This is a genomic window from Pseudodesulfovibrio halophilus DSM 5663, from assembly GCF_059568665.1.
Genome location: NZ_JCANTV010000004.1, coordinates 49,227 through 71,338 on the forward strand (window position 1 = coordinate 49,227; position 22,112 = coordinate 71,338).

At 63.5% G+C, this 22,112-nt stretch carries 18 protein-coding genes; 10 read left to right on the forward strand and 8 right to left on the reverse strand.

All coding sequences use genetic code 11. The features are described 5' to 3' along the window. Positions 1-126 precede the first annotated feature (126 nt). Both BR24_RS01635 and BR24_RS01640 read left to right on the forward strand, forming a co-directional pair. Positions 127-2,160 carry a methyl-accepting chemotaxis protein gene (locus tag BR24_RS01635; protein ID WP_496539771.1) on the forward strand — a complete coding sequence of 678 codons (2,034 nt, stop codon included), beginning with the start codon at positions 127-129 and terminating at the stop codon, positions 2,158-2,160. Positions 2,161-2,176: 16 nt separating this feature from the next. Continuing rightward, positions 2,177-3,841, forward strand: a complete 1,665-nt coding sequence (locus tag BR24_RS01640) for a glycosyltransferase family protein (protein WP_496539772.1) — start codon at positions 2,177-2,179, stop codon at positions 3,839-3,841. Here BR24_RS01640 and BR24_RS01645 read toward each other — a convergent pair. Continuing rightward, the gene (locus BR24_RS01645; protein ID WP_496539773.1) at positions 3,838-4,704 is read right to left on the reverse strand and encodes a tetratricopeptide repeat protein; all 867 of its coding nucleotides are present in this window, start codon (positions 4,702-4,704) and stop codon (positions 3,838-3,840) included. The genes BR24_RS01640 and BR24_RS01645 overlap by 4 nt on opposite strands. Before the next feature lie 49 nt (positions 4,705-4,753). Next, a complete protein-coding gene (locus tag BR24_RS01650) occupies positions 4,754-6,340 on the reverse strand; it encodes a flagellar hook protein FlgE (RefSeq protein ID WP_496539774.1) in 1,587 nt (528 codons plus the stop codon). Between the two features lie 247 nt (positions 6,341-6,587). Here BR24_RS01650 and BR24_RS01655 point away from each other — a divergent pair, with 247 nt between their 5' ends. Together BR24_RS01655 and BR24_RS01660 are read left to right on the forward strand one after the other, a co-directional pair. Next, positions 6,588-7,595, forward strand: a complete 1,008-nt coding sequence (locus BR24_RS01655; protein WP_496539775.1) for an FAD:protein FMN transferase — start codon at positions 6,588-6,590, stop codon at positions 7,593-7,595. Positions 7,596-7,656: 61 nt separating this feature from the next. After that, positions 7,657-8,178, forward strand: a complete 522-nt coding sequence (locus BR24_RS01660) for an OmpH/Skp family outer membrane protein (RefSeq protein WP_496539776.1) — start codon at positions 7,657-7,659, stop codon at positions 8,176-8,178. Between the two features lie 72 nt (positions 8,179-8,250). Here BR24_RS01660 and BR24_RS01665 read toward each other — a convergent pair whose 3' ends face one another. From BR24_RS01665 to BR24_RS01675, 3 genes are all read right to left on the reverse strand, one after another. Next, entirely contained in the window at positions 8,251-8,592 is a 342-nt protein-coding gene (locus BR24_RS01665; protein WP_496539777.1) for an Hpt domain-containing protein, read from the reverse strand. A gap of 74 nt (positions 8,593-8,666) precedes the next feature. Next, positions 8,667-9,791, reverse strand: a complete 1,125-nt coding sequence (locus BR24_RS01670; protein WP_496539778.1) for a glycosyltransferase family 4 protein — start codon at positions 9,789-9,791, stop codon at positions 8,667-8,669. 62 nt (positions 9,792-9,853) lie between these two features. Beyond that, positions 9,854-11,110 (reverse strand): MBL fold metallo-hydrolase, encoded by a 1,257-nt coding sequence (locus BR24_RS01675; RefSeq protein WP_496539779.1) that lies wholly within the window; start codon positions 11,108-11,110, stop codon positions 9,854-9,856. A 279-nt stretch (positions 11,111-11,389) separates the two neighbouring features. Here BR24_RS01675 and BR24_RS01680 point away from each other — a divergent pair, with 279 nt between their 5' ends. Beyond that, positions 11,390-11,884, forward strand: a complete 495-nt coding sequence (locus tag BR24_RS01680; protein ID WP_496539780.1) for a 3D domain-containing protein — start codon at positions 11,390-11,392, stop codon at positions 11,882-11,884. Between the two features lie 79 nt (positions 11,885-11,963). Here the strand turns inward: BR24_RS01680 and BR24_RS01685 are convergent, their stop codons facing one another. Together BR24_RS01685 and BR24_RS01690 are read right to left on the reverse strand one after the other, a co-directional pair. After that, the gene (locus BR24_RS01685) at positions 11,964-12,518 is read right to left on the reverse strand and encodes a hypothetical protein (protein WP_496539781.1); all 555 of its coding nucleotides are present in this window, start codon (positions 12,516-12,518) and stop codon (positions 11,964-11,966) included. Then, positions 12,515-12,949 carry a hypothetical protein gene (locus BR24_RS01690; RefSeq protein ID WP_496539782.1) on the reverse strand — a complete coding sequence of 145 codons (435 nt, stop codon included), beginning with the start codon at positions 12,947-12,949 and terminating at the stop codon, positions 12,515-12,517. The genes BR24_RS01685 and BR24_RS01690 overlap by 4 nt, the downstream gene beginning before the upstream one ends. Before the next feature lie 111 nt (positions 12,950-13,060). Between BR24_RS01690 and BR24_RS01695 the strand changes: the two genes are divergently transcribed. The 5 genes from BR24_RS01695 (at position 13,061) to BR24_RS01715 (ending at position 20,754) form a co-directional block, all read left to right on the forward strand. Beyond that, entirely contained in the window at positions 13,061-13,534 is a 474-nt protein-coding gene (locus tag BR24_RS01695) for a hypothetical protein (protein WP_496539783.1), read from the forward strand. Then, positions 13,531-14,304, forward strand: coding sequence for a GGDEF domain-containing protein (locus BR24_RS01700; protein ID WP_496539784.1), 774 nt, complete (start codon positions 13,531-13,533; stop codon positions 14,302-14,304). Before BR24_RS01695 ends, BR24_RS01700 begins: the two co-directional genes overlap by 4 nt. Positions 14,305-14,339: 35 nt before the next feature. Further along, entirely contained in the window at positions 14,340-17,753 is a 3,414-nt protein-coding gene (locus tag BR24_RS01705) for a PAS domain S-box protein (RefSeq protein WP_496539785.1), read from the forward strand. Positions 17,754-17,821: 68 nt separating this feature from the next. Next, positions 17,822-20,287 carry an EAL domain-containing protein gene (locus tag BR24_RS01710; RefSeq protein ID WP_496539786.1) on the forward strand — a complete coding sequence of 822 codons (2,466 nt, stop codon included), beginning with the start codon at positions 17,822-17,824 and terminating at the stop codon, positions 20,285-20,287. 92 nt (positions 20,288-20,379) lie between these two features. Then, complete coding sequence (locus BR24_RS01715) at positions 20,380-20,754, forward strand: thermonuclease family protein (RefSeq protein WP_496539787.1); 375 nt, start codon at positions 20,380-20,382, stop codon at positions 20,752-20,754. A 34-nt stretch (positions 20,755-20,788) separates the two neighbouring features. Here the strand turns inward: BR24_RS01715 and BR24_RS01720 are convergent, their stop codons facing one another. Further along, on the reverse strand, positions 20,789-22,066 hold the full coding sequence (locus BR24_RS01720; protein WP_496539788.1) for a cyclic di-GMP phosphodiesterase: 1,278 nt from the start codon (positions 22,064-22,066) through the stop codon (positions 20,789-20,791). Between the last annotated feature and the right edge of the window lie 46 nt (positions 22,067-22,112).

Genomic DNA, 22,112 nt, shown 5'->3' on the forward strand with positions numbered 1-22,112 from the left:
GGATTAGGGGCGAATTCCGTCCGAGGCGGCCGCGCCGACTCAATCATCTCATAACGCTTGTAATTTCATGGGGTCATCGGCTATCCATGGAGGTAACGAACGGCAATCCCAACAGGGGCGAACAGCATGAAGACGATCAAGGCAAAACTGATAACCGGCTTTACGCTGGTTCTGGTACTGACCGTGGCAGTGGGCGGCATCGGTTTTTATCAGATTTACGACAACTCCCAAAAGAACGAGCGCATGATCAGGGTCGAGCTGGAGTTCTCCAACTCGGCCATCAACATTCAGCGCCTCATCCTCCAAAACCGACGCTATGAGAAGGACCTTCTGCTGAACGCCGGCAATCCGGAAAAACAGCGTGCCTACCTCGAAAAATTCGAGCAGGCCTCAAAACGACTTCGCGCTGAGATCAACCAGCTTCGCGACCTCGCCACGAAGACCGGGCACGTCAGCGACAAGGAACGCCGCGCCCTGGCCGGAATGCTCGAGGACTACGACGAATATCACGACCTCTTCTTCAGGGCCGCAGACACGATCCTCGAGGAGAACATCGGCCCGGAGCAGGGCAACAGAATGCTCTCCGAAGCCAAGGACGCCATCTACCGCGTGGAAGAAGCCATAGAGGACGCGGAGCTGGGCAATCACGTGGTATCGAACAGCATCAACGAGCTGCTTGAGCAGAGCCGCCTTGCCGAAATTCAGCTGGCTGTCCTCACCTTTGCCGCGCTCATCGCGGGGCTCGGAGTCTCCTACCTCATCTTCCGGGCCGTGGAAACGCCCCTGCACCGCATGATCACGTACACCGACAAGGTCAGCTCCGGAGAACTGGACGCCTCGGTGGACATCCCGGACCATGGGGAGATGGGTCACCTCAAGGCATCCGTGCAGAGCATGGTGGCGGAACTCAAGACCCGGCTCGGCTTTGCCGACGGCATCCTCAAGGGGCTGACCAATCCCTGCCTCGTGGTGGACCGGGACGAGCGGCTCACCTTCCTGAACAAGGCCTACCTTGACCTCTACAAGCTCAGGGGCAAGCCCGAGGACCATCTCGGAAAAACCATGGGCGAACTCTTTTACGGGGACGAGAGAAAGTCCACCATCACCGGACAGGCCATGCGCGAACAGCGCTCCATCGTCGGCAACGAAATCACCTCCGACCTTTCCGACGGCAGCCGCATTCACGTCCGCTTCGACGTGGCCCCGCTGTACGACCTCGACAACAACCTCACCGGTGCTTTCGCCCTCATGAACGACCTGACGGGCATCAAGAACACCCTCAGCCAGATAGAGGAAAAGAACCGCACCATCGAGGACGCCGCCGGTCGCGCCAACCGCGTTGCCGACCAGGTGGCCTCGGCGTCCGAGCAGCTCTCCGCGCAGGTCGAGCAATCCAGCCGGGGCGCCAACCAGCAGCGCGAAAACGCCGCCGGCACGGCCACGGCCATGGAAGAGATGAACGCAACCGTGCTCGAGGTAGCCAAGAACGCCTCCAGCGCCTCGGAGCTGGCGGACCAGTCGCGCGGACGCGCACAGGAAGGCGCCGAAGTGGTCGAGATGGTTGTCGGGACCATCAAGCAGGTCCACGAGAGCGCCTCCGAGCTCAAGGTCAACATGAACGAGCTGGGCAAGCAGGCCGAGGGCATCTCCAAGATCATGAACGTCATCACCGACATCGCGGACCAGACCAACCTGCTTGCGCTCAACGCCGCCATCGAAGCCGCACGCGCCGGGGAGGCCGGGCGAGGGTTCGCGGTGGTCGCCGACGAAGTCCGCAAGCTGGCCGAAAAGACCATGACCGCCACCACAGAGGTGGGCGACTACATATCCGCCATTCAGAGCGCCACGCAGAAGAATATCGCCAGCACGGACAACGCCACCAAGGCCATCGACCGCAGCACGGAGCTGGCCGATCAGTCCGGCAACGCGCTGACGGAGATCGTCTCCCTCGTGGAGCAGACCGCGGATCAGGTGCGCAACATCGCCACCGCGGCCGAACAGCAGTCCGCCGCGAGCGAGGAGGTCACCCGCTCCACCGAAGAGATCAGCGTCATCGCCGACCAGACGTCGCGGGCCATGACCGAATCCAATCAGGCCGTGCTGGAGCTTTCCGAGCTGGCCCGGGAGCTCAAGACCGTCATCGAGGACATGCAACGCTAGGCCGCCGGGGAGAGCCATGACGATGCCGGGAAAAAACGTCTGTCTCGTGGAGTGCTCTCCGCCACTGGTGCGCGCTTTCGAGGCCACGGGATGCAGGGTGCTCTCCCTGCGTCCCGGCCCGCAGCGGTCCCTGCTGGACCTGCCCGCCGAGCTTGATCGCCACGACTTCAGCCCGGACCTCGTCTTTCAGCAGGAAAACCTCGGCAGGCGACTTTTTCTGGAAGGACTGGACGCACTGGACTGCCCGAGGCTCTTCTGGGCGGTCGACCCGCACCTCAACGCCTATTGGCACACCTGCTACGCCAGACTGTTCGACCTGACCCTCTGCACGCAGGACCGCTGGCGCCCAGCCGTGGAGGCCTTCGGCGCACGCACGGCGCATCTGCCGTGGTACGGCCACGCGCGGGCATGGTCCTCCTTCGGCGACCGCACCCACGATCTGGCCTTTGCCGGGCGGGTCACGGCCCAACGGCCCATGCGGCAGCGGCTGGTGAACATGCTCGCCGAACGATACGACGAACGCTTCGTTCATCGCGACGACCTGACGCTGCCGGAGATGCTTGATTTTTACGCTGACTCGAGGCTCGCGCCCAATGAATCCATTCTGGGCGAGGTGAACTTCCGGCTCTTCGAGACCGCCTCCTGCGGCTGCGTGCCGGTGACGCAGGACCTCGGCTCCGAGCAGGACGCGCTCTTCGTCCCCGGAACCGAGGCGGCGGTCTACGCGGACGCGGCAGAGATGCGCGCCCTGTGCGATCACCTGCTCTCCGACCGCGCGGCGAGCCAGGCCATGGCCCGCGCCGCGTGGGAGCGCGTGAACCGCGACCATCTGCCGGAACATCGGGCTGCGCGCATTCTGGAGTTTGCCGACGAAGCTCCGGCCGCGGCTTCGGGCAATCCGCAAAAATGGCTGACCCTCGCCGCCACCCGACTGCTGGAGTCCGGGCTTTCCGTGATGGACAACGGCGAACTGGTGCGGCGGCTGTGTTCCATCCCGGCGGACGCCGAAGTCATGGCGGCCACGCTCAGGATGCAGACCCTTGCGGACGACAAGACGGCCATGGCCTCATCCGCCGCCGCGGTGTTCGCAGACGCCGGGTACGCATCGTCCACGGACCTGAACCTCTGCGCCTCAGCCGCCGCCATGCGCTGCGGCGGGGATACCATGCGGGAACTCGCCCGCGCCATGCTCATGCGGCACCTGCGGGCGATCGACGCCAGAATCCCGGAAGCCCCCGAGTCTCCCGGAGCCATGCTCCGGCAGTGGGCCAGGCTGCTGCTGCGACAGGGAAAGATCATGCGGCACGGCTTTCCGTTTTCCGCTTCCCGCCACCTGCCGGGCGCCGCGACGGACTGCCTCGTCACCTCGCTGGAGCTGGAGCCGGAGAATCTGGACTCCCTGCGGCTGATGGAAAACGCCACGCGCGCCCAGCGCGGGCTGGAACACGCCCGCAGCGGCTATCTGGCCATGCTGACTCTGCATGTACGCGGAGACTGGCGGCTCGAACTCGAGAGCGCGCTGGCCGACCTGCGCGCGTTCCGTATCGAGCAGGGCATGGAAACCCTTCGCTACGCAAGGCACCTCGCCCTTGAGGCAGACGCGGAAAAAGCGTTTCATCGCGCCCTCAGGGCCAACGACCCGCGCGCCATCCTCGCCGGACTGCTGGAGCAGCCCGCCTAGTTCATCTTCAGGCAGTCCGCGACAACTCCGTCGGGCTCCACCGGAAGATCCCCGAAATGTTCCTCAAACAGTTCCCGCGTCCGGCGGGCCGTTTCTTCCGCTTCAACCAGTTCGCCGGTTTCCCGAAGAGACAGCGCGAGCCCAGCGAGGACCGGGATGAGAGCGCGGTTGTTCTCGGTCCACCCTTTCTCGAACAGGGCCAGACACTCACGATAGACCGTTACGGCCCGTCCGTGCTCGCCGGCAGCGGCCAGTACCGCGGCGAGGCCTTCAAGGTCGGCCGCGATGTCGGGGTGCGTCTCCGGCTTGAGCCGCTTGTCCACTTCGAGGGCGGCTTCCAGATATGCCACGGCCTCGGCGTGCCTTTCGGCAAAGTGCAGGGTGAAGCCGTACTGATGCAGGATGCGGTTGGCGTCCGGGGTGGCGAGCCCGTCGCGGACCATGTCGGCGCAGGCCGCAACGTGCGGAGCGAGGGGTTCCGGCACCTGCGATCCGGGTTCGGCGTCGGGCACGGCCAGCGACAGGGCGTGCAGGGCCCGACTCTGCCATACCGCGTGTTCCTGCGGGTCGAGCTCGTCGAGGATGAACCGGCGCACCTGCTGCGGCACGCTGAAGGTGCCGGTGCCGTGGTCCATCTCCACGAGCCCGAGACGGCACACCGGGTCGAGGGTGGCGGCCACCGCGAACATGGCGGCGGCGGGATTGATAAGGGCGGGATTGTGCATGGCGCCTTCGGCGGCGATGGCCATTTCGAAGGGCACGGGCGCGTCCGCGAGCACGCAGGCGCAGAAAAGCGCCTCGGCCCCGGCGGGGCTGTCGGCGCGGGCGGTTTCGACGGCGGACCGGATGCTTTCGCTGTTCATGGATACCTCCGTGCATGGAGATACCCGCCCGGTCCGCCGGATTCAAGAGCTATTTCTTGATGTTGATGGTGGTATTGAGGATGGAGTCAGAAGTGGTGATGACCTTGGTGTTGCTCTGGAACGAGCGCTGGGTCAGGATCATGTCCGCGAACTCCTGCGCCATGTCCGTATTGGACATCTCCAGCGAGTTCTGGTTCGTGGTGCCGAACGCCTCGCTGTCGGGAGCTCCGGTCAGGATCGTCCCCGCGTCCTGCGAGGCGGAGAACAGGTTGCCGCCCTCGCGCCGCAGGCCGAAGTCGTTCTGGAAGCGGTACAGGGTCAATTGAGCCAGCCGCTCCGTCTCCCCGTTGGAGAAATTGCCCTCCACGAACCCGTCGCGACTGATGGAAATATCCCGCAGGTACCCCTGCGCATACCCGTCCTGCGTGGCGAACTTGGTTCGGGAGCCGTCCGGGAACGAGCTGGTGTTGTTCACGCTCAGAGAGGTGTCGCTCATTTCCGGAAGCGCGGCGGCGTTGATCCCCACGGAGGCCGCGTTGCTCGCACCTCCTGCCCAGCTCAGGGTCGAGGTTGTCACCCCGAAGTCCAGCCCCACGGTTTGCGCGGCAGTGCTGCCGTTGGAAGAGATGAAGGCCACGTCAAACGTGGGCATGCCGTTGCTCTGAATCAATCCCATGTCCGCCGGCGCCCAGTTGCTGAGGGTTCCCGCCGCGTCCGCCGTGAAGGCGCTCATGTTCACGAGGCTCCCGCCGGGGCCGAAGCTGAGGGTGCCCACCGCGAGCAGCCCGGCCTGCGAGCTGCCCTGAAAACCTGCACGCCCATCCTCCGAGGCCGGGATGGTCACGGCGTATTCCCAGAAGGTGTTTCCGCCGGAAGCGTTGGAGACGCCGTTCTCGTTCACCGGGTCGAAGGACACCGTCAGTTGATGGGGATCGCCGTTCTCGTCGTAAACCTTGATGCTGGATGTGTACGGAGCCCGTGCAAGAGGCTCCTCGTCCGAGGCGTCGTAGCTGCCGAACATGGCGAAAAACGGGTTCGTGCTGCTTGTGATGGAATCCGGGCTCGTGCGGTCGAGATTGGTGATCATGGAAACGGCGGAAGTGGCGCGCGGCGGGCTGACCACCGTGCGCAGGGTCTGGCCGTCCACCACCACGTCTTCCATGGGCAGCTGCACATCGCCGATGGTGCCGGTGGACTCGCCGGTTTCCCGGTCAACGCCGAATCCCTGCAGACGATATCCGGCGGGGTTCACGAGATACCCCTCGCGATCGAAACGGAAGTTGCCTGCACGGGTGTAGAAGACGTCCGAGCCGTCCGGGTCCCCGACACCGAAAAATCCCTTGCCTTCGATGCCTATGTCGGTGACCTCGCTGGAGGTCTCCATGGCCGACTGCCTGAAGTCCGCCAGCACGGCCGCCACGCCGACGCCCTTGCCCATCTGGCTGGACTCCATCACTCCTCCCGCGGAGCGGTGGCTGCCGGTGGCCATCTGCGAGTACATCAGCGAATTGAAGTGGATATCCGCCTTGCGGTATCCCACCGTATTGACGTTGGCGAGGTTGTTGCCGACGACCTGCATGCCGTCGCTGTACGCCTTCACCCCGGTGGCGCCTATATACATTGAACTGAATGCCATGACTTCCTCCTTCGGGCACTCCCCGGTTCCCCAACCGGGCAAAACGTTCCCGATATTCTCCGTGCCATTACCTAGCAACAGCCATGCCACGGGATTGACATTTCATCCCGGCGGGTTATCATCCCCATGCAGTGGGCAAAACATGCCCCGGCACGAAGAGATGCCCTGAAAACCGCACCGTCTGGACAAAAACATGCCGGTTGCGTAGTCTGGAAACGATTTTAACCCCCAAGCACGGGAGCAGCGAATGGCCCGCACACTTTCCCGCAGAGACATGCTCCGGAGCCTTGGCGTTCTGGGTCTGACCCTCGGCGCGGGCTCCCTGCCCGTAACGGCGTTTGCCGCACCGGGCACGAAGCGGCACAGCCGCACGGCCCTGCTCATGGGAACATTCGTCACCGTCACGGTGGCGCACCCGTCGGGGGACTTCGCGGATGAAGCCGCCGGGAGGGCCTTTGAGGCCATCCGCGCAGAGCTGCCCGTTTTCGACGGACACGACCGCTCTTCCGCCCTCTCCGTGCTCAACCGCGACGGCGAGCTGGCCGCGCCGCCGCCGCAGATGGTCTCCCTCATGGAGGCCGCCGCCAACTGGCACCGCTCGACAGACGGCGCTTTCGATCCGTCCGTCACCCCGCTGGTGTCTCTCTTCCGCGAGGCCGCGGCAAAGGGTGTCGAGCCGGACCGCCAAGAGGTCAGGCAGGCGCTCGAACTGGTGCACGCCGAACGAATCGTCGTTTCCGGCCAGCGTCTGGCGCTGGGCTGCGACATGGCGGTCACCCTCGACGGCATCGCCAAGGGCGCACTGGTGGACAGGGCCTCCGAGGTCATGAGCGACTTCGGCGCCTCCACGCACCTCATCAACGCCGGAGGTGACATCCGGGCCAGGACCGACTCGGACCACCGCTCGTGGCGGGTCGCTGTTCAGTCGCCCGACGGCGGCGAGTACCCTGCGGTCACGCGGCTTCGCAACGGCGCCGTCGCCAGTTCCGGCAGCTACGAATCGCTCCGGCCCGAGGCCGGCGGATTCGCCCACCTGCTGGACCCCAGAACCGGATATCCCTGCCGCACCGCGGCCGGGGTCACCGTCATCGCCCGCAACGCGGCCGAAGCCGACGCGCTCTCGACCGCGGTCTACGTCCTCGGCCCCAGAAACGGCCTGCAACTCGTCAGGTCACGCCCCGGAACCGAATGCCTCATCCTCGGCCCCGACGGGACCGAGCTGCGCAGTTCGGGATTCGACAGGGTTGCCATTTGATTCGGCCGGGCGTAGACGGACCCTTGAAATCATCAAAAAACAAACATTGGAGCTTCATCACATGAAACGTTACGCATCCGCGCTCTGCGCCCTCGTCCTTCTTCTCGGCCTCACCGCCTGCAACCAGCAGCAGAAGGCCGACAGCCTGAAGATCGGCGTGGTGGACGAAACCGTCGCCTTCCAGAGCAACTCCGCCACCTCCGAAGCCATGGCCTACCTGCAGAAGAAAGGCGAAGGACTTCAGGCCGATGCGCGCGAAGCCTACGAAGCCATGCAGGCTGACGAAAATCAGGAAACCACGGCCCGCTACAAGCAGGCCATGAGCAAGCTGCAGCAGAGCATGGGCAAGGAACAGCAGCGCATCTTCGGCAAGCTCAACGAGGCCTTTGTCAAGGAACTGGAAGCCTTCCGCAAGGAAAAGGGCCTCGACATCATCCTGCCCAAGCAGTCCGCCCTTTCCATGTCTCCGGAACTCGATGTGACCGAAGAAGTCACCGAGCGCATGAACAAGGTCCAGATCGACTTCGACGCCGTTGTTGAAGCCGACAAGGCCGAAAAGGGTTCCGAAGCCGAATCCAACTAGATCCGGCAGCCTGAACGACAAAGGCCCCCGCACCGGAAGGTGCGGGGGCCTTTTTTACATCGAAATCCCGAATCAGATGGAATCGCGGAAATCCTTCATCTCGCCTATTGCCGCGTCAAAGGAGGAGTCGAACTGCTCGAACTGCTCGCGCAGCTGCTCTTCACGCCCCTCCTTGGCCGCCATTTCCATGGACAGGGCCATGTCGGAAAGGCGCGACGCCCGGACCACGCCGGACATGCCCTTGAGGGAATGGGCGGCCTTGGCAGCGCCATCCAGGTCACCGTTCTCCACCGCCTGAGCCAGCGTGTCGCGCCGCTTAGGGCTGTCTTCCAGATAGGCGTCAAGCAGTTCCGCCGCCAGTTCGTTGTCGCCCCCGAGACTTCCGAGGAAAAAATCGGAATCGAAAAATGTCATGCTGTACTCCCTACATGATAGTCGACATAATCGTATCGTACATGCAATCTGCCATGCTCTTCAAGCTATGGGTATTATTTCCGCAATTGCCGCAAAAAGGAAAGATACTTTTCCGTTACCGACTCAAGGCCGTACTCCTGCTCCACCCTGAGTCGCGCGGCACTTCCAGCGTTTCGCAATGATTCCCGAGACATCCGAGACACATTCAGCAGCGCGCGCGCCAGCGCCTGCGGGTCCCGCGGCGGCACGACCGACCCGGTGTCCCCGATGATCGCGGCGGCGTCCCCCACATCCGTGGATACGCAGGGCACTCCGCACGCCATGGCCTCGCCCAGCACATTCGGGAAGGATTCGCCTACGGAAGAGAGGGCCAGCAGGTCCAGCCCCGCCATAAAGCCCGGCATGTCGTCCAGACGACCGAGCAGGTGCACCCTGTCACCCAGCCCCGCAGTCCGAATACGTTCCGCCAGATTCCGGTTGTCCTCGTCCACGCCCGTGCCGCAGAGCGCGAAGCGCAGGCGGGGGTTCTCCGCCATCGCCCGGCCCGCCGCGTCAAGAAAGGTCGCATGGTCCTTCATGGGATCATGGCGTCCGGCCAGCCCCACAAGGAAGTCATCTTCGGCAGCGCCGACGCGCTCGCGCAGAGCCCGTCGCGCCTCGGCGTCCGGGCGGAAGCGTTCGGTATCGAAACCATTGGGGACAACCTGCGTGCGGCGGGGTCTGTATCCGAGAGACTCGTGGAAGCGTATGGCCTCGTCCGAGTTGGCCATGACCGCGTCGGGAAAGCGGGAGAACGCGGCGCAGGCCCGGACCGTCAGGCCCGTGGTGCGCCTGTATTCTGCCAGATTCATGTAGGAGCAGCGCAGGTTCCAGACGAGGGCGCTGCGGGGAGCGAACCGCGTGGCGGCAAAGGCCAGCAGGTCCGCGTGGTAGAGCCACGACAGGACAATATGCGGCCGCCTCCTGCGCAGCAGGGCAATCAGGGACGCCAGCGCCCCGGGCGACGGCACGCCGCGACGCATCCCGAGACCCACGACTGGCACTCCGGTCTCGGCGATGCGCCTGCCAACGGTGCCGGGCTCCAGCAGCGACACGACCTCGACATCCGCACCCTTGGCGCGGAGGCCGCCGCACAGCTTGAGCAGCATGGTCTCGGCGCCGCCGGTGTTCAGCCCTGTGATGACGTTGAGTATGCGCATAGTTCCCCGACCTCCGAACGGAAGTCAGGAATCCGCTAGCATGTTTTCCGGGCGATTGCGAGTCAATGGCGGCAGGTATTGCCGGAAAGGACCCTCCAGCGCCTGCCGTCGTGCTCCGCCGCTATCTCCTGCAGGAGGCTCCCGCCGCAGTTGAGGCAATAGAACCGGTTCATGCCCTTGAACCATTCGGAGGTCTTGTACTGACCGGGATTGTGCGACCGGACCCAGACGTCCTCCTCGGGCGAGCGCGACTCGATGAGCGGATACACTCTGTCGCACGAGGTTCCCCCATGCCGCGGAGCGGTGACCAGCGTCGGCCTGTCCAGCTCCATGCGGGACTTGGTGGAGAGAAACGGCAGGCTGGAATCGGAGCAGAACAGCACGGAGCAGTCCCTGTCGCCGTAGCGAAAGACTCGGCTGAAGCGATCCTCGGCCAGTCCCCGGGCAAGCGAGATCAGGTCCTCGGGCCGGGACTGGCCCGGGACGCTGCGCGGCGTCACCTGCACACCGTTGAGGCACATCATGTGACTGTGGGGGATGAGGTAATCCACGCGCTCGCTCTCCAGCGAGAAGAACCGCAGCCGTGAAGGGCTGTCCCAGAGTAGCAGGGCACTCTGGGCGGCCAGCGACAGGGACTGGCAGAGCTCGCCGAGCGGACCCGTGGGCTGAAGTCTGGCCTCGGTCGCGGCAGCCACCGCGCAGAGGCGGTAGCCGTTCCCGCCGCGGATGTCTCTGGCCATGTCGAACACGCTCTCGCGGCTGCCGGAGATCAGTTTCCTGGCAACGGAAAAATAGGCGTCCGGGGCGCTGTGGCGCTCCATGCTGCCGCGAATGCCCTGCCACAGCGCCTCGAAATCTTCGGGTTCACCTTTCCCGGAGATGCGCAGCGCACAGTCCAGCGCCAGCCCGGCGAGCTTGCGGCCACCGGCAAGGAAGAGCTCTCTGACAGCGGTTTCGTCGGCTCCCTCCCCCTGCTTCGGAGCGGGAAGCTCGGTTGGGGCGGCATCTTCCGCCTCATGCCAGCCGCGCATGTCGCAGGGCAGCCCCACCGCCGTCCGGCAGACCTCCGCCAGCGACTGCGGCAGCCAGCATTCGGTTATCGAAAAGCCCTGCCCTATGAGCGACAGAACCCCATCGACATGGTCAGGGTCGAAATGCGTGATGATGGCCGCTCGCAGTTTCTTCACCCCGCGCGAGCGGAGCATCCCGGCCAGCTGTCTTTCGCTGCCGCTTCCTCCGTCGACAAGATATGCCCCCCGTCCGGTGGCAAGCAGAAAAGCGTCTCCCCGTTCCACAGGCAGCGCTCTGAATTGAAGCATTGCGTCCCTCCCGCACAAATATGTTCGCCACGCTAATACAAGCCATGCTATCGGTCAATCTATATAAGCTGACGGTATGTGTTATTTTTACATTATTGCCCAACCTCCCGAAATCACACAACCGCAGGACAGGGCGCATTCAGGCGCTGAAAGCGGTTTTTCGGTAATTTCAGCCGATTGAAAACGATTTGCGCATTGCAAAAAAACAACGCCCCGGATTTGACACGATTGCTTCGACTCCTTATATGCCTCCTCCCGGAACAAACACGGAGTGTGGATATGAGATTTTTTTCCATAATGATTGCAACACCTTTGCTTTGCACGGCTCTCGTGCTCATGGGCGGCGTGGTGGCTTGGCAGAACATGGAAATAGATTCCCTGCGCCACAAACTCGCCCTGACGAAGAGGACGGCCGAGGCGCGCAAACAGATGATAGAGGAAGCACGACTGCTCACCAAGGCGGTCTCTTCCCCCAACGTACTTACCGTCACCGTGACGGCGTACAACCCCGTTGAGGAACAGACCGACTCGGACCCGCTCATCGCGGCCAGCATGAGAAAGGTCCGCGAGGGAACCGTGGCGGTCTCCCGCGACCTCTTCGATCAGGGCTGGGTCTTCGGCAAGAAGATCCGCATCGAGGGAGTGGGCATTTTCGAGATCAACGACCTCATGAACAAGCGCTACTCCAAGCGCATCGACATTTTCATGTGGGATGAAAACCAGGCACGCAGCTTCGGCAAGCGCGACATCCGCGCTGCCCTGCTTGACATATAGGACCGACGCCTCCTCATGAAAAACGGGCGCGGCTTCACGAGAAGCCGCGCCCGTTTTCGATTCTGCAATTGTCCGCGGATCAGAGCGAGCGCAGCTCCCGCATCACTGAGGGGAGCACCACATCGATGACGCCGCCGAGCGCTTCATCAAGAAGGTCCTCGCGGGAGGCCACTCCCGGGAGCACCGGCTTCTCCACTTCCGCAAAGCCCTTCTCGGCATAGATGGTACGCCCGTCGCGCAGGAGCTCGAAGCGGACCTGAAGCACGGCCTTCCACGCCGTCTTGCCGGTGGGCTCCAGAGAGGCGCGCAGCACCTGCCCCTTCAGGACGGCATCCGCCGGGAAGGCGCCTTCCATTTCATGATAACGCACGTCGCAGTCGTCGTTGGACATCTCCGTGAACACGGCGCGCGCCACCCATTCGCCGAGGTCGCCCGCGGCGCGGATCGGCTGGTCTTTATCCGTCCTGCCGAGCACCTCGTCGGCCCGCGCGTCCTCAAACTTGATGAGGCTCACCACGCCCGGGCAGTCGCCCCGCACGGCCTGCACGGGAGTGTAATGAAGAGGCACGATGCCTCCGGAAGCACACCCGGCAACCATCAGCAGCATGATCCCGGTCAGTATCAGTCGTTTCATATGGTTTCCTCCGCCGGAGACCCTCCGGGCGCGCTCTTCGGCTCCGGCGGCTCCTGTTCAAGCTTTTCAAGTTGCTGTTCCAGACGGTCGAGCACGGAACGGGAAATATCAAGCAGCCTGTCGAGGCTTTCCCCGGCAAACCTGCGGGCCTTGCTGTCCAGCTCTTCCTTGGTCACCTCGTCGTCGGACACTTCGGGTCCGGCACCGTCGGGGGCGTTGCCCGCGTCACCGCCGCGCATGCGCGCGATGCCGCTTTCCACCGCTTCAAGCGTCTTCCGGGTCTGCTTCATGCCCTCTCGCAGCAGGCCGGTCTGTTTCTCCAGCCGCTCCACCCGGGACCGAAGCTCCCGGAGCTCTTCCCGGGAGTCGCCGCCGGAACTGCAGGCTGCCAGCAGAAAAACGGCGCACAAGGCACACATAATACCTTTCATGACTCCTCCTTCATTGATACGACAATTAGCACGCCACAGCAGGGATTGCCAACAATCACGCACTTGCAATTCCCTCAAGAGGCTGTACAATTTGATATCAATGGAGGTTTCATGAAAAGAATAATTCCGGCGCTGGCCGCGTTGCTGCTTCTCGCGCTTCCGGCCTTTGCGCAGCAATACGCATCCGGTCCCCCGCCTGCCGATTTTCGCGGCATGGAATGGGGCACGCACATCGATCAGCTCCCGGAGCTGGCCCCGGTTCAGGAGCCGGGCTTCGAGGACACCTATTTTCGTCGCGACGAACCCTTGAAGATGGACGGGGCGGAGCTGGTCTCCGTGGCCTATTACTTCAAGGACGACCGGCTCTACCGCGTGGGAGTGGCCTACGAAGGCGGGACCAACCACTTTTTCCTCAAGGACTCGCTCATAAAGCGCTACGGGAACGGCAGACAGGTCGGAGCCCGACAGGGCTGGGTGTGGCCGCATTTTTCCGTGGAGATCGGGTATGACTCCGCGAGCGATCGCGGCGCGATTTTCTACACCTGGGAAGGCGATCCCGCAAAGGCGCCGGGAGCAAAGAAGTGAACGACAAACCTCGGAACCGGCACGAACAGGGACGCACCGCCCTGCTCTTCGGCGCGACGCTGGCGGGCCTCGCTCTCGTGCTGCTGCTCGATTTCGGGGTCATCTATTCCATGACCGTCGAGCCGGACAAGGCCGCCGGGCTGATGAAGTTCGCCTACCTGCTCACCGTGGCGGGAGTGCTGCTGCTCGGGTTTCAGGGCGTTCTCGTCTTCAGGGGCATCATGGCCCGCATGGGCGAAGACCGGCGCAGGGCCGAAGAGCTCACGGAACGCATCGGCAAGCTCACCGTCATCGACGCCCAGACCAAGGCGTTCAACCGCCGCAAGTTCGACGCGGTTATCGTGCGCGAACTCGAGAACACCCGGCGCTACGGCAGCCTGTTGGCGGGCATTTTCTTCGACATCGACAATTTCAGGGAAGTCAACGAGCATTTCGGATACGGTGAAGGCGACAAGCTGCTGTTCGCCATAGCCCGGTACGTGCACGGACGCATCCGCGATACAGACTACCTCTTCCGGTGGCGGGGCGGCAAGTTTCTCATCCTCATCCCTCACATAGAGCTGGACAAGGCGGGAATCGTAGCCGAAAAGCTCCGCAGGAACATCGAGGCCCAACCCTTCGCCTCCGGCATTCACACCACCGTCAGTCTCTCCGTGACGCAGGCCCGGACCGACGACACCCCCGAGACCTTCATGCAGCGCCTGCAGTCCGCGCTCACCGCGGCCAAGACCAAGGGACGGAACAGGACCGAGATGGCGCGACCGCTCTGATGACAACCTTCAACCGGCCATGAAGGCGGGAGACGATGCGCAAGACCCTCAAGGAATTTCTGCTGCTGTACGCACCGCTGGCGCTCTGCATCATCGTTGCCGCGGTCTGGTTCTCCCAGACAAGGCGCAGCGACTATGTCGAGCGGGTGGCCACGCAACAGCGCAGCAAGGTCCTGCGGCAGAAGCTGCTCTTCGACCGTTCCATCGAGCAGCACAGCGGCGACGCGGTCTTTCTCGCCCGTTTCATCGCCGAAAACCATCGCGAACTCCCCGAGAAGGACTTTCTCAACACCCTGCTCGCCGACTTCAGCCTGAGCCGGTCGAACTATGTCAGCCTGCTCGTCCTCGACCGGTTCGGCCGCGAATACGCCCGAACCGACGTCACGCCGGCCGGTCCCGTGACGGTTCCCGAAAAGCAGCTGCAGGACAGGAGCGGCTCGGTCTTCTTCCGCAGAGGCATCAGCGCGCCCATGGGGTCCGTCTACATTTCCGAACTGGACCTGAACGTCAAAATGGGACGAATCGACCGGGAGCGACACCCCATGCTCCGCTTCGCGACCCCCGTCCGCAATGATTTTGGTGTGTTCGGGGCCGTCATCCTCAGCCTTGACGGAGACCGGCTGCTGACCCCCCTGACCTCCGCCAGCAGGCAGTCGGGCGTTTGGCTTCTGGACAGCGACGGATACTGGCTCGTCGGCCCTACCCCGTCCCGGGAGTGGGGCCTCGCCGGAAAGGACGGCTCGCTCGAGCGCTTCAAGAGCGACTTTCCGCAGGCGTGGCCGAAGATCATGCAGGCCCGCTTCGGCCAGTTCCGAAACGACAAGGGGATGTTCACCTTCAACCGGCTGGCCAGCCCCACGGACACCCTCGTGCGTCCGGGGAAGCCCATGATCTCCCCGAAAGGGCATGGTCTGCGCATCGTTTCGTTTCTCCCCGAAGACAAGCTCGTGCCCGAGTGGTACCGCCTCTTTCTCGGGATGTCCCTACTGTTGCTGGCCTTTCTGGGACTCGCCCTGTGGCGGCTGGCCTCCCTGCGCGTGCAGCGGCTGGAGACTGAGCAGTCGTTGCGAGACAACGAAAGACGCCTGAAAGCGATCACAACGGCGGCGCATGACGCCATCGCCGTTCTCGACCCGGACGGGCGCATCGTCTTTCTGAACCCTGCTGCAGCGGATATCTTCGGGTACTCCAGAGAGGAAATGCTCGGCAGCCTCATGTCTTCCCTGCTCGTCTCGGACAGCCCCGACGACTCCTTCGACGCACTGCTTCATCCCGCCCCCGGCACCGCCGGCGAAGACATGCAAAGCCGCACTGCGGAAGTCGTCCTGAAGACTTCCGCCGGGGCGCCCCTGCTCGTGGAGACCACCACCTCCTTCATCGAACTGGACGAGGCGCCGCACACCGTTGTGACCATGCGCGACGTCACCCAGCGGCGAGCTGCCGAAAAACGCCTGCGCGAAAGCGAGGACGCGGCACGGGCCCTGCTCAACGCCACGCCGGACACGGCTGTCCTGCTCGAATCCGACGGGACCATCGTCTCCATCAACGAGATCGGCGCCAAGGGGCTGGGCAGTACGCCGGCAAGGCTGGTCGGCAGGAACATCTTCGACCTCTTTCCGGCCGAGGTCGCCAGAAGACGCCGGGTCCACTTCCAACAGACTCTCGCGGAGGGTGTTCCCCGCGAATTTCATGACGAACGGGAAGGACGCCGCTTTCACAGCGTCATCTATCCTTTCTCGGACAAGGACAAGGACCGCGCGGCTCTCTTCGCGCGGGACGTCACGGAGCAGACGCAGCAACGAAAGCGGGCGGACACCCTTTCCGCCGCAGTGGAGCAAAGCTCGGCGGGTGTGTTCATCATCGACAGGGACGGGGTCATCCTGTTCGTCAACCGGCGGTTTACCGAGATGACCGGCTACGAAGAGAGCGAGACCGTCGGGTCCAGACCCGATATCCTTGACGGGCCGCGCGGAGCCGGATTCTTCGATGATGTCTGGCCCGTCCTGAATCAGGGCCGCGAATGGCGGGGCGAGGTCCGCCAGCGCAACCGCTCCGGCGAGGACACGTGGGTCCTCCTTTCCGTATCCCCGGTCCTCGGCCCGGATGGAGAGATATCCCAGTTCGTGGGGGTGGAAGAGGACATCACCGCATCCAAAAAGACCGAAGCCGCACTGCGCGCCTCGGAGCAGCGATTCCGGGACGTGTCCGAGGCGGTGGGCGAGTTCATCTGGGAGCTGGACCGCAAGGGCCGCTTCACCTTCGTGACCAGCGACGTGGAGACCGCCACCGGCTACGCGCAGGACGAGCTCATCGGCAAGTCGCCCTTTTCCTTCATACCCGACGAGGACTCGGAAGAGCTCAAGCGTTACTTCCGGGACGTCTGGAACACGCAGCAGCGCTTTTCCGAGATCGAGCACCGGTTCGTCACCAAGGACGGCCGACCTATCTGGATGAAGGTCAGCGGCATCCCCTACTGGGACGAGGCGGGCAACTTCAAGGGCGTGCGCGGCGCATCCATGGACATCACGGACCGCAGGAAGTTCCACGAGGCGCTCAGGGCGAGCGAGGAAAAGCTGCGCGCCCTTGCCGAGGCAGCATACGAAGCCATCATCATGATCGACTCCAACGGCACGGTCATCTTCTGGAACGACGCGGCCGTCAGAGTCTTCGGCTACACCGAGGACGAAGCCATGGGGCGCGATATCCACGAGCTGGTCACCCCACCGGAGCAGCGAGAACAGGCGCAGCTCGGCATGTACCAGTTCGCGTTCACCGGCGAAGGCAAGGTGGTGGGCGCCAGCAGCGAGGTGGAGGCCATGCGCAAGGACGGAAGCCGCTTCCCGGGCGAGCGCTCCGTCTCTTCGTTCCATCTCGGCGACAAGTGGTATGCGGTATCCATGGTGCGGGACATTTCCGAGCGCAAGGCCGCCGAAATGAAGCTGCAGGAGCTGGCCACCACGGACGCCCTCACCGGTCTGCACAACCGGCGGCACTTCATGGAACTCGCCGAGAAGGAGTTCGCCAAGGCCAGCCGATACGGCCGGCCGCTTTCGCTTTTCATGCTGGATCTGGATCATTTCAAGAACGTCAACGACAGCTACGGGCACGACATAGGCGACCTCGTACTGGAGGCAATGGCCCGGGTGCTCGACACCAGACTCCGCGAAACCGACATCCCCGGACGCATCGGCGGAGAGGAGTTCGCGGTGGTGCTTCCCGAGACCGAGCGGGACGAGGCCGTGGATACCGCCGAGCGGCTGCGCCGGGAAATCCAGCAGACCGCCATCGAGACCCCGGCAGGCTTCCTGAAGCTCACCGTCAGCGTGGGCGTGAGTTCCATCGCCCCGGACACTTCGGAGCTGAAGACCATGCTCCGCCGAGCCGACAAGGGCCTCTACAAGGCCAAGGGGTCGGGCCGAAACCGCGTTTGCCACTTCGAGGAAGGGTAATCATAATGCTTTCGCGCCAGCGGACAATCATCTAGGGTGGACACCCTTACCCCCAGCAACGGTTCACAATGAAATCAGTCAGGAAACACATACGGCGCAGACCCTTTCTGGGAGTAGTCCTTCCGGCGCTGGCCGCCGTTGCCCTGCTTTCCGTGGCCATCTGGGCCTACCTGCTCCCAAGCATGAAGGAAGCCGTCCTCGAAAGACGCATGGAAACCATCCGCGAGCTTTCGCATACCGTCACGCATCAGCTTGAGCTGTTTCACCGGCGCGCGCTGGAGGGCGAGCTGACGCGGACCGAAGCCCGCCGGAGAGCCGCGGACTACGTTCGCAACCTGCGATACGGCATCAACGACAAGCACTATTTCTGGATCAACGACACCACCCCCCGCATGGTCGTCCATCCCTACCGGATGAACCTCGAAGGAGAGGAGCTGTCCGATTACACCGACGCCAACGGCGTGGCCCTGTTTCGCGAGGCGGTGAAAACCGCGCGACGGGGCGGGGGCTTCATCACTTACAGCTGGCAATGGAATGACCGGCCGGAGGTGCGCTCTCCCAAGATTTCCTACGTGGAGCTCTTCGAGCCGTGGGGCTGGGTCGTCGGCACCGGCGTCTATCAGGCCGACCTGCAGGAGGAGTTCGCCGTCATCCGCAACAGGGTGACGCTGTTCATGCTTTTCGTGCTGGCCATCACGGCGGGCCTCACGGGCTACGTTGCGTTTCGCATCCGCAGGGCCGACCAGAACACGGAAAAGGCCGTGCGCCAGCGCGAACGCCTCATCGCCGCCCTCAAGCAGGGCGAGGAGCGTTACCGCACCATCGCGGACTTCGCGTACGACTGGGAGCTCTGGATCGGTCCGTCCGGAGAGGTCAAATACTGTTCCCCCTCGTGCGAGCGAATCACCGGCCTGCCGCCCGAGGACTTTTTCGAAAGGCCCAAGCTGATCCGAAACATCATCATCCCCGAAGACCGCGACGACTGGGACGTCTATCTCAGCTCCTTCAAGGAGCGTGACGACTCTTTTCTGGATTTCCGCATCGACCACCCGCAGCATGGCAGGCGCTGGCTTTCGGTCGTGGGCAGGAAGGTCTTCGGCATCGGCCTGAAGCCGCTGGGCGTCCGCTTCAGCTTCCGCGACGTGACCGAGCGCAAGCAGATGGAAGAGCAGCTCCGGCATCAGGCCCTGCACGACCCTCTCACCGGCCTCGCCAACCGCAACCTGTGCATAGATCGCGTGCATCAGGCCATGGAGCGCTCCAAGCGCCGCGAGCACTATTTCTTCGCCGTGGTCTTTCTCGACCTTGACCGCTTCAAGCTCATCAACGACTCCATGGGCCACCACTACGGCGACGCCGTACTGCAGGAGACCGCGCGTCGTCTGCTCAAGGGGGTCCGCAGCCTCGACACCGTGGCCCGCTTCGGCGGCGACGAATTCGTGCTGCTGCTCGACGAGCTGCAGAATCCGGGCGAGGCCATCCGCATCATCAAGCGCATCCGGAAGGAACTGGCGAAACGCTTCGAACTCGACGGCCACAGCGTCACGACCACCGGCAGCTTCGGCATCGTGCTCAGTCCCACGGACTACGACAAGCCCGAAGACCTGCTTCAGAACGCCAACATCGCCATGCACCGCGCCAAGGAGGCGGGGCGCAACCACTTCAAGGTCTTCACCTCCCGTATGCTTGAGACCGCCGTGGAGCAGCTCACGCTGGAGAACGACATGCGGCGCGGTCTGGAAGAAGGCGAGTTCCATGTGGAATACCAGCCCATCCTGCTGACGCAGGAGAGGATGGTCATCGGCTTCGAGGCGCTTGCCCGGTGGGCACACCCGGAGCGCGGGCTCATCTCTCCCGCGGAATTCATTCCCGTGGCCGAGGAGACCGGACTCATCAACGAACTCGGCCGCTTCGTGCTGGAGCGCGCGCTGGAGACACTGGCCCAGATGCGGGCCTCCTCCCCGGCCGCCATGCCCCTGTTCATGGCCGTGAACATTTCCGCCAAGCAGTTCTGCCAGCTCGATTTCTACGAGACCGTGACCTCAGCGATCCATTCTTCCGGCGTGCCCGGCAACAGGCTCAAGCTGGAACTCACGGAATCCGCCATCATGAACAACCCCGAGCACGCCCTGCGCATCCTGCACAAGCTCAAGCGCGCCGGGGTGCGGCTTGCCATCGACGACTTCGGCACCGGCTACTCCTCCCTGACACAGCTGCAGCACCTGCCGGTGGACACTCTCAAGATCGACCGCAGCTTCGTCATGCACATGGGCGAGGACCAGGAGAGCCGGGAGATCGTCAAGGCGGTCATCGCCCTCGCGCACAGCCTCTCGCTGGACGTGGTGGCCGAAGGCGTCGAGGAATCTCACCAGCACGTCAAACTGGAGGACCTGCGATGCGAAAGCGTACAGGGTTTCTTCTTTCACCGCCCGCTCTCGGAAAAGGATGCCCGCGGCCTTGTCGAGACGCAGGCTCCGCTTCCGGCCTCCTACATCGGACGCATCGGCGGCACCGGCTCCGGCCGCGACGTCTGATCCCGTTTCTTTTTCTCCTCGTCGCCGCGCTTGTCCCGGCTGTTTCCGCTCAGAGCGACTCGCTGCTGCGCGTCATCGACGGCGACTCGCTCGTGGTGGATGTGGACGGACGCAAGACCGAGATCCGGCTCATCGGCGTGGATGCCCCCGAGCATGGACAGGAGTGGGGTGACGCGGCGCGGGACTTCGTCATCGACTTTATCGGCGACCGCCCCCTCGAAGTGCGCTTCGGCCGGGATCGGACCGACCGCTACGGGCGGACGCTGGCATACGTGTACACGCCGGACGCCATGCTCAATCTGGAGCTTGTGCGGCAGGGCTTCGCCCTTGCCTATCCCGTGCCTCCGAACGTCACGCATGCGGACCTGTTCGAACACGCCCAGAAGGCGGCACGGAAAAACGGCAGGGGGTTCTGGAAACAGGGAGGGTTGCGGCTCACGCCGCGCGAGTACCGGAAGCGGCACTGAGCCCGCTCCCCGGTCATGACGCAAGCGGGGCCGGCTAATCCATGTCCACGAAGTAGCTGATGCGCGTGCGGGGACTCAGGTATTCGAAAATCTCCTGAGGCAGGTGGGCCAGGCGGATGCTCTTCTCCACCTTCAGGTCCGGCTCGTCCGCGAGCTCCACGATGAGCGCCTCCTTGCGCGGCACCTCGGAATCATAGAGCACCACGCTCGGCCGCAGCTGGTTGGAGGGGTTCACGGACATGACCATGCCGATGGCTCCGTTGGTCAGCTGCACCACGGTGCCCGGCGGATACACGCCCAGACTGCGGATGAACAGGGCCAGAAATTCGGGATCGAAAAGGTTCTTCTGCTGCCCGAACATGTATGAGAGCGCGAGGTACGGAGTAAGCGACTCGTCGGGGTCCGGCTGGTTGCAGAGCTTGTCGTAGGCGTCTGCGATGCCAACGACGCGCGCCAGACGGTCGATGTCGCCCCCCGGCAGCCCGTCGGGATATCCGGAACCGTCCATGCGCTCGTGGTGCTGCTCCACCACGGCGATGGCGTTTGCCGGAAATTCTGGAATCTTGGAGAGAATCTCCGCGCCGAAGGCCGGGTGGCTCTCCATGAGCTGCTGCTCGGAACGGGTGAGCTTGCCGCGCTTCTTGAGCAGCTTCTTTTCAATGCGGGTCTTGCCGATGTCGTGGAACAGCGCGCCGATGCCCAGCGTCTGCATTCTGGCCGAGTCCAGCCCGGCGCCGCGCCCGACCATCATGGACAGTATGGCCACGTTGAGCGCGTGGGAATACATTCGCTCGGCCGGCTCCATGACGTTCATCAGGTGCAGCGTGGACTCCTTGTCCGTGAGAAAGTGCTCGGTGAGCCGCCCAACAAAGGCGATGCCCTCGCTGACCGACTGCGAGTTCCCGCGGACGATGCCCTTCATGATGTTGGAAAAATCCTGAATGGAGCTGTTGAACCGCTCCTCGCATTCGGCGATGCGGCGCTTCTTGTCCTGAAGGCGCTTCGTGCGCTCGCGCTTGAGCTCCCAGAGGCGGTCCACGGCCTGTTCGGCTTCGGCATCCTGCTCCTTCACCGCTTCGGGCTGCGGGGCCTGGGACGGGGAAAGCGGCAGTACGTCGCTTTTTTCCGGAACACAGATTATTTCCGTCACGCCGAGACGGCGCAGCACCGCGATCTGCTCTTCATCCTTCACCTTGAAATTGTTGAAAAGGAATGGGTGGGAGAACCAGTTGGACTTCTCCAACCTGATGAAGACTCCCGGACGGAGCTGGTCGACGGAAATTCTATATTCCGGAATATTTACATTAGCCATTTTTTCAACATAGCCCAGCGCTCGGCAAATATCAAGAAAAGCGGAG